Here is a 7058-nt window from a genome sequence, read left to right as displayed (position 1 = left end):
TCGCGGCCGCGCTCTTCGCCGGCGCGGTGCCGGATGCAGCAGCAGCGGAGGCCGCCGTTGCGGGCGCCGCGGCCGGTGCGCTCGCGGCTGCCGCCGACGAGGCGCCGTACCAGGTCTTCACGCCCTTGTGGCCCGCGCATGCGCCCTTCTTCGACGCGCCCGAGTAGAACGAGCCGTCCTTGCACAGACCGGTCGTGCCGGCCGGCGCGCTGGCCGGCACCTGCGCGAACGCACCGATCGACAACCCCATGCCGGCGACCAGCGCGGCGATCAACATCGTTTTTTTCATGATCCTCTCCTGATTTGCCTGACTGAAGAATGCGTTCCGGGTCGCCCCGGAAAATTCGCGCTTACCGCACCCAGCGGCACACGCGATGGTGGTGATGATCGACGTGGCACACACGATGCGAATGCGCTTCGGCAAGCGCCGGAACAAGAACCGCACATGCCACTGCGGTAGCCGTCAGGATCTTCGCGATGCGCTTCATGAAACTCTCCCGGGTTGGTCAACCGGCGATCCGGCTGGTACCTCCTTAACGCCGGTCGTCGGCAGGCCGTGCACCGCCGCCCCGCGCAATTGACGATCTTTGACATCGCGGCGCGGCCAGCGCGTCGAAGCTGACGAATGTCTTTCTTTTCTTTCCGGATCTTCAGCTTCCCAACCGTTCGGAATTCGAAAGAATGTTGCCGGGGAAGGGAAAACGTGCCGCTGGCGTCATCGGTACGCATGGAGGCTTCCGGGGAGCGCGCAACAAAAAAACCGCCCGAAGGCGGTCTGATGCAAGCGTGCGTGTGATGCGCGCCCAGGGGGCAACCGGGCAGCTACGCGCCAGCCTCCCCCCACGGCGTCGGCGGCGGCACGGCGCACGGCCCGTCGACGTCGATCGACTTGAAATCGGCGGGCCCGACGATCTCCAGGTATTCCATGTCAGGCGAGTAGTCGAACAGATAGTGGACGATCCCCGGCGCCTGATGCACGCAGTCGCCGGCCGCCACCAGCGTCTCCCGTTCGCCGTACATGAAGCGCGCCCAGCCCTTCAGCATGATCACGATATGGAACTCGGCCTCGTGACGGTGCCAGCCGGTGCCCGCCTCCGGTGCATGATTCGCCCTGACAAGCTGCGCGACGACCTTGCCGTTCGTCGCGGCCGCGATGCCGAGATCGCGATACAGGAAGAAGTCGCGCAGGCCTTCGCCGCGATACGCGGTGTCCTGCGGCTTCACGTGGGAAAAAGCGGTGGTGGTCTGCTCGCTCATCGCGGTGCTCCTTCATCGAAAGGATTCCGCGTGACAAGCATTTAGCGTTCCACCCTGCACCACCGCCCGCCTGCTTACTTCAACCGCCCCGACAGGAACTGCCCGAGCCGTTCGCTTTTCGGATTCACGAGAATCTCCTGCGGATTCCCTTCCTCCTCGATCTTTCCCTGATGCAGGAAGATCACGTGATTCGACACGTTGCGCGCGAAGCCCATCTCGTGCGTGACGACGACCATCGTGCGGCCTTCCTCGGCGAGCTTCTGCATCACCTTCAGCACTTCGCCCACCAGCTCCGGATCGAGCGCCGACGTCGGCTCGTCGAACAGCATCACTTCCGGCTCCATCGCGAGCGCGCGCGCAATGGCCACGCGCTGCTGCTGGCCGCCCGACAGGTGCGACGGATACATGCCCTCGACGCGCGGCGCGAGGCCGACCTTCTCCAGGTACTTGCGCGCCCGCGCGATCGCCTCGTCCCTGCTCGCCCCGAGCACGGCCATCGGCGCTTCGATCACGTTCTCGAGCACCGTCATGTGCGCCCACAGGTTGAAGTGCTGGAACACCATCGACAGCTTGGTGCGCATCCGCTGCAGCTGCTTCTGGTCGGCCACCCGCAGCGAGCCGTTGCGGTCGCGCGTGGTCTCGATCGGCTCGCTGCCGATCGTGATCTGCCCCGAGCACGGCTGCTCGAGGAAGTTGATGCAGCGCAGGAACGTGCTCTTGCCGGAGCCGCTCGAGCCGATGATGCTGATCACGTCGCCGGCCTTCGCCTTCATCGACACGCCCTTCAACACCTCGTTGTCGCCGAACTTCTTGTGCAGGTTGTCAACGGTAAGCTTGTACATGCTGGGTCCTTCCTTGCGAATCTTGCGAATGCGTTAATGGCCGCGCGGCGAGAGGTACGCGAGCCAGCGCGTCTCGAGCTTGCGGAACGCCCAGATGAGCGTGAACACGACGACGGCGTACAGCACGGCCGCGATGCCGTAGGCCTGGAACGACATGTACGTCGCCGAATTGACGTCGCGCGTGACCTTCAGGATGTCGGGCACGGTCGCGGTGAACGCGAGCGTCGTCGCGTGCAGCATCAGGATCACTTCGTTGCTGTAGCTCGGCAGCGAGCGGCGCAGCGCGGACGGCAGGATGATCCGCGTATAGAGCTTGAAGCGCGACATCCCGTAGGCCATGCCGGCCTCGATCTCGCCGGCCGACGTCGCCTTGATCGCGCCCGCGAAGATCTCCGTCGCATACGCGCATTCGTTCAGCACGAACGCGAGCAGCGTGCAGTTCATCGCGTTGCGGAAGAACGTGTCGAGCAGCACGTGGTTGTGCACGACCTGCAGGCTGTAGATGCCCGTGTAGCACATCAGCAGCTGCACGTAGAGCGGCGTGCCGCGGAACACGTACGTATAGAGCCACACCGGGCCCGAGATCCAGCGGTTCGACGACGCGCGCGCGATCGCGAGCGGCACGGCGAGCGCGAAGCCCAGCGCGATCGACACGACCAGCAACCACAGCGTGATCGCGAGGCCGCTGAAGCGGTAGCCGTCGGTGTAGAGATAGCTTTGCCAGTACTGGCTGACGAGTTCGATCACAGTGCGAGCCTCCGGACGCCGACGGAATAACGCTTCTCGAGGTGATGCAGCACGACGTTGGACACCGTCGTGATCGCGAGGTAGATCGCGCCTGCCGCAAGCGTGAAGAAGAAGAAATCGAGCGTGCTCTTGCCCGCGTCCTGCGACGCCTTGACGACGTCGGCGAGGCCGATGATCGACACGAGCGCGGTGGCCTTCACGAGCACCTGCCAGTTGTTGCCGATGCCGGGCAGCGCGAAGCGCATCATCTGCGGGAACAGGATGCGGCGAAACACGCGCCAGCCGCTCATCCCGTACGCGAAGCCCGCTTCGAGCTGGCCGCGCGGCACCGACAGGAACGCACCGCGGAACGTCTCGGTGAAGTACGCGCCGTAGATGAAGCCGAGCGTGATGACGCCCGCCACGAACGGGTCGATGTCGATCTGGTCCCAGCCGAGCATGTCGGTGAAGTTGTTCAGCAGGATCTGGATCCCGTAGAACAGCAGCAACATCAGCACGAGATCCGGCACCGCGCGGATCAGCGTCGTGTAGAAGGTGCCGATCGACTTGAGCACGCGGTTCGTCGACAGCTTCGCGCTCGCACCGATGAGGCCCAGAACGAGCGACGCGGCCAGCGACAGCACCGCGAGCTTCACGGTCTCGACCGTGCCGGCCCACAGAAGCGGGCCAAATCCTTGGAAGATCATAGAAGGGATCCAGAACGAAGTGGCTGGATTGTCAATAGCCATTAACCGCGCATCAAACGATATCTGCGCACTACCTGATGCGACCCGCTCATCAAGCCGGACGCATCCCGCGAAGCGGATTGCACACGGCAACGGATGCGGCGCGCGCCGCAGGCGATGCGCGCCGCACGGACGGTCAGCCGCCGTAGACGTCGAATGCGAAGTACTTCTTCTCGAGCTTCTTGTACGTGCCGTCCTTGATGATGTCGGCGATCGCGTGGTCGATCTTCGCCTTCAGGTCGGCGTCTTCCTTGCGCAGCCCGATGCCGGCGCCGTTGCCGAGCGTCTTCGGATCGTCGATGTCCTTGCCGGCGAAATCGAAGCTCGCGCCGCGCGGCGTCTTCAGGAAACCGATGTCGGCCTGCACCGCGTCCTGCAGCGCCGCGTCGAGGCGGCCCGACATCAGGTCCTGGTACACGCCGTCCTGGTTCTGGTAAGGCACGACCCGCACGCCCTTCGGCGCCCAGTACGTCTTCGCGTAGGTTTCCTGGATGGTGCCCTGCTCGACGCCGACCGACTTGCCCTTCAGCGATTCGGCCGTCGGCTGCAGGTTCGCGCCCTTCTTCGCGACGAGGCGCGTCGGCGTGTTGAACAGCTTGTCGGAGAACGCGATCTGCTCGGCACGCGCCGGCGTCATCGACATCGACGACAGCACGCCGTCGAACTTCTTCGCCTTCAGCGCGGGAATCATCCCGTCGAAGTCGTTCTCGATCCACACGCACTTCGCCTTCAGGCGGGCGCAGATCTCGTTGCCGAGATCGACGTCGAAGCCGACGACCTTGCCGCTTGCGTCCTTCGATTCGAACGGCGGATAGCTGGCGTCGACGCCGAACCGGATCGTCGACCAATCCTTGGCGTGGGCACCGACCGCGATGCAGGCGAGGGCAATACTGAGCGCGAGTTTCTTCATGACGTTCCTGTCGTGGACGAACTGGGCAAGGGTCCCGTCGGACAGCCCGCACCGGCGCGGCCGGCACGGCGCCCCGCCGTGAACCCTTCCAACCCGGGCATCGCCTCGTCCGGCGACCGCCCAAGTTGTACATACAACTTTGCCCGCGCAGGCGCACCACCAGCAATCCGTGTTTATCTCTAATTGTCGGCGGATTATGGCCGTGGGTTGTAAATTCCCTTCAATTTCAATTAATTACGAATTACAGCGAGCTAAACGACAGCTTTCTCCGCGCGCAGGATGGTGGCCGGGAGCGGGTTTTCACCTGTCTAGACCTGCCGACGCCGCATCACGCTGCCCGTCCGTCATGCCGACCGTTTCCAGACCGACCAGCCGGTAGCCGAACTGCAGTTCCGTCAACAGGTGCCGCGGGCGTGCCGGCACCGGTTCGAGCTTCTGCCGCAGGTTCGTCATGTACACGCGCACGTAGTGCGCGCGTTCCGCGTCGTGGATCCCCCACACCTCGGCCAGCAATTGCCGCGCGGCGACCACGCCACCGCGCGCGCGAACCAGCGCGGCGAGCAGCCGGAATTCGAGGCGCGTCAGATGAACCGGTTCGCCGCCGCGGGCGACTTCGTGCTTGCCGAAATCGACGGTCACGTCGCCGAAGCGCACGATCGACGACGATTGCCCGTCGGCCGACACGAACGCCGCGCGCCGCAACTGCGCGCGCGCCCGCGCGAGCAGTTCGGGCACGCCGAACGGCTTCGGCAGGTAATCGTCCGCGCCCGCGTCGAGCGCCGCGACCTTCTCCACCTCCTGCTGCCGCGCCGACAGCACGATCACCGGCACCGTCGACCACTCGCGCAGTTCGCGGATGAACGTCTTGCCGTCGTCGTCCGGCAGCCCGAGATCGACGATCACGAGATCGGGCTTGCTGCTCGACGCGTACATCCGCGCCTCGCGGGCCGTCGACGCCTCGCAGGTGTCGAGCCCCTCCTGTTCCAGTGCCATCCGCACGAAACGGCGGATGTCCGATTCGTCCTCGACGATAAGTACGCGCGATCTGATCATGTCCGGCTCTCGTGTTCGATGTCGGGCGGCGCACCCAGTGGCAGGCGAATCTCGAACCGCGCGCCGTGCGGATCGAGCGGCACCGCGCGGATCGAGCCGCCGTGCGCGTTGACGATGCTGCGGCACAGCGCGAGCCCGAGCCCAACGCCGCTGATCGACGATTCCTTGCGCTCGCGCTCGAACGGCTCGAACAGCGGCTCGGTGTTGCGCGCGACGAAGCCGGGCCCGTCGTCCTCGACGAACACGTACAGCGTTTCGCCGAACACGCGTGCGCGCACCGCCACGGCCGCATCCGCGCCCGCGTACTTCGCCGCGTTGTCGAGCAGGTTCATCAGCACGCGCTCGATCAGCAGCGCGTCGACGTCGATCAGCGGCAGGTCGGCCGGCAGGTCGGCGCTCACGTCGCGGCCGGCCAGCACGCCGGCCGAATGCGCGAGCGCGCTGCCGACGATCTCGTCGAGCATGTGCCACTCGCGATTCAGCCGCACGCCCTCGCTCTGCATGCGCGCGAGATCGAGCAGGTTCACGACGAGCCCGTGCAGCGCCTCGGCCTGGTTGCGGATGCCGTGCGCGAGCGCGGCCGGCTGCCCGTCGGCCAGCCGCTCGGGCCGCTCCAGCGTCTCGGCGAGCCCGCGGATCGCGGTCAGCGGCGTCTTCAGGTCGTGCGACACGGCGGCGAGCAGCGCATTGCGCAGCCGCTCGCCCTCGATCCGGACGAGCGTGTGCTGCGCGACGCCGACGTAGTGCACGCGTTCGAGCGCCATCGCGATCGACGAACACAGCGCGTCGATCAGGCGGCGATCGTCGGGGTCCGTGGGTACCGGCTGCGCGTCGCCGAACAGCACGAGCACGCCGCGCACGCGCATCGGCGCCTTCAGCGGCAGGTATTGCGCGGCCGCGCGCTCGAACGGCGGCAGCCCGCACCCGGCGCCGCGCGCATGCTCGTAGGCCCAGCGCGCGATCGGCGCTTCGACGAACGCGGCGTGCGGCGCCGGCATCAGACGGTCGTCCGCATCGGGCAGCACGAGCGCGACGCGCACGCCGAGCAGCGGTGCGATCGTGCCGGTGCAGATCGATGCGATCTGTTCGGTTTCGATCGCCGCCGACAGATCATGCGCGACACGCGCGAGCGCGGCCGAGCGCTTCTCGTTCGCGCGCGCGGCCCGCGCCTCCGCGCGCAGGCGTGCCGCGAGCTGGCCGATCGCGAGCGCGACGGCGAGCATCAGTGCGAACGTGAACACGTACTGCGTATCGGACACCGCGAACGACAGCCTCGGCTCGACGAAGAAGAAGTCGAAGCAGCCGACGCAGACGAACGCGGCCCACGCGCCGGCCAGCCGGCCGAGCCGCAGCGCGATCAGCACGACGGTCATCAGGAACAGCATCACGATGTTCGACAGGTCGAACACGCGCAGCAGCGCGCTCGCCGCCAGCGTCGCCAGCGCGCACACGAGCGTGGCGAGCAGCAACGGCACCGCGTACTGCGACATCCACACGTGCGTGCGCGGGTGCGCCTCGCGCACG

8 protein-coding genes and 1 pseudogene are annotated in these 7058 nt (G+C 66.4%); all 9 read right to left on the bottom strand.

Features of this window, described 5'->3' with window-relative positions; all coding sequences use genetic code 11:
* Positions 1–289, bottom strand: a pseudogene (locus DPV74_RS37500) (DUF3761 domain-containing protein); the annotation flags it as partial.
* Between the two features lie 61 nt (positions 290–350).
* Positions 351–488 (bottom strand): HHHH-motif protein, encoded by a 138-nt coding sequence (locus tag DPV74_RS37495; protein ID WP_021157327.1) that lies wholly within the window; start codon positions 486–488, stop codon positions 351–353.
* Positions 489–822: 334 nt separating this feature from the next.
* Positions 823–1257: a cupin domain-containing protein gene (locus tag DPV74_RS37490; protein ID WP_060083365.1), complete on the bottom strand. Its 435-nt coding sequence runs from the start codon at positions 1255–1257 to the stop codon at positions 823–825.
* Positions 1258–1331: 74 nt separating this feature from the next.
* Complete coding sequence (locus DPV74_RS37485) at positions 1332–2099, bottom strand: ABC transporter ATP-binding protein (RefSeq protein ID WP_119339011.1); 768 nt, start codon at positions 2097–2099, stop codon at positions 1332–1334.
* 33 nt (positions 2100–2132) lie between these two features.
* A complete protein-coding gene (locus DPV74_RS37480; RefSeq protein WP_011355969.1) occupies positions 2133–2846 on the bottom strand; it encodes an ABC transporter permease in 714 nt (237 codons plus the stop codon).
* On the bottom strand, positions 2843–3532 hold the full coding sequence (locus tag DPV74_RS37475; protein ID WP_027790953.1) for an ABC transporter permease: 690 nt from the start codon (positions 3530–3532) through the stop codon (positions 2843–2845). The genes DPV74_RS37480 and DPV74_RS37475 overlap by 4 nt, the downstream gene beginning before the upstream one ends.
* Positions 3533–3707: 175 nt before the next feature.
* On the bottom strand, positions 3708–4481 hold the full coding sequence (locus DPV74_RS37470) for an ABC transporter substrate-binding protein (RefSeq protein ID WP_119339010.1): 774 nt from the start codon (positions 4479–4481) through the stop codon (positions 3708–3710).
* A 300-nt stretch (positions 4482–4781) separates the two neighbouring features.
* A complete protein-coding gene (locus DPV74_RS37465) occupies positions 4782–5534 on the bottom strand; it encodes a response regulator (protein ID WP_119339009.1) in 753 nt (250 codons plus the stop codon).
* Positions 5531–7058, bottom strand: a 1528-nt coding sequence (locus DPV74_RS37460; protein WP_119339008.1) for a DUF4118 domain-containing protein, incomplete at its 5' end; no start/stop codon positions are given. The genes DPV74_RS37465 and DPV74_RS37460, both read right to left, overlap by 4 nt.

The organism is Burkholderia sp. HAN2018, assembly GCF_024704855.1.
Taxonomy (GTDB): Bacteria; Pseudomonadota; Gammaproteobacteria; order Burkholderiales; family Burkholderiaceae; genus Burkholderia; species Burkholderia cepacia.
Note: the sequence above shows the minus strand (reverse complement) of the source record. Positions and strands in the feature narration are given on the sequence as shown.

Excerpts from the sequence above, each read along its gene's own strand:
- DPV74_RS37495 (WP_021157327.1), bottom strand. The coding sequence starts at position 488 with ATGAAGCGCATCGCGAAGATCCTGACGGCTACCGCAGTGGCATGTGCG.
- DPV74_RS37490 (WP_060083365.1), bottom strand. The coding sequence starts at position 1,257 with ATGAGCGAGCAGACCACCACCGCTTTTTCCCACGTGAAGCCGCAGGAC.
- DPV74_RS37485 (WP_119339011.1), bottom strand. The coding sequence starts at position 2,099 with ATGTACAAGCTTACCGTTGACAACCTGCACAAGAAGTTCGGCGACAAC.
- DPV74_RS37475 (WP_027790953.1), bottom strand. The coding sequence starts at position 3,532 with ATGATCTTCCAAGGATTTGGCCCGCTTCTGTGGGCCGGCACGGTCGAG.
- DPV74_RS37470 (WP_119339010.1), bottom strand. The coding sequence starts at position 4,481 with ATGAAGAAACTCGCGCTCAGTATTGCCCTCGCCTGCATCGCGGTCGGT.
- DPV74_RS37465 (WP_119339009.1), bottom strand. The coding sequence starts at position 5,534 with ATGATCAGATCGCGCGTACTTATCGTCGAGGACGAATCGGACATCCGC.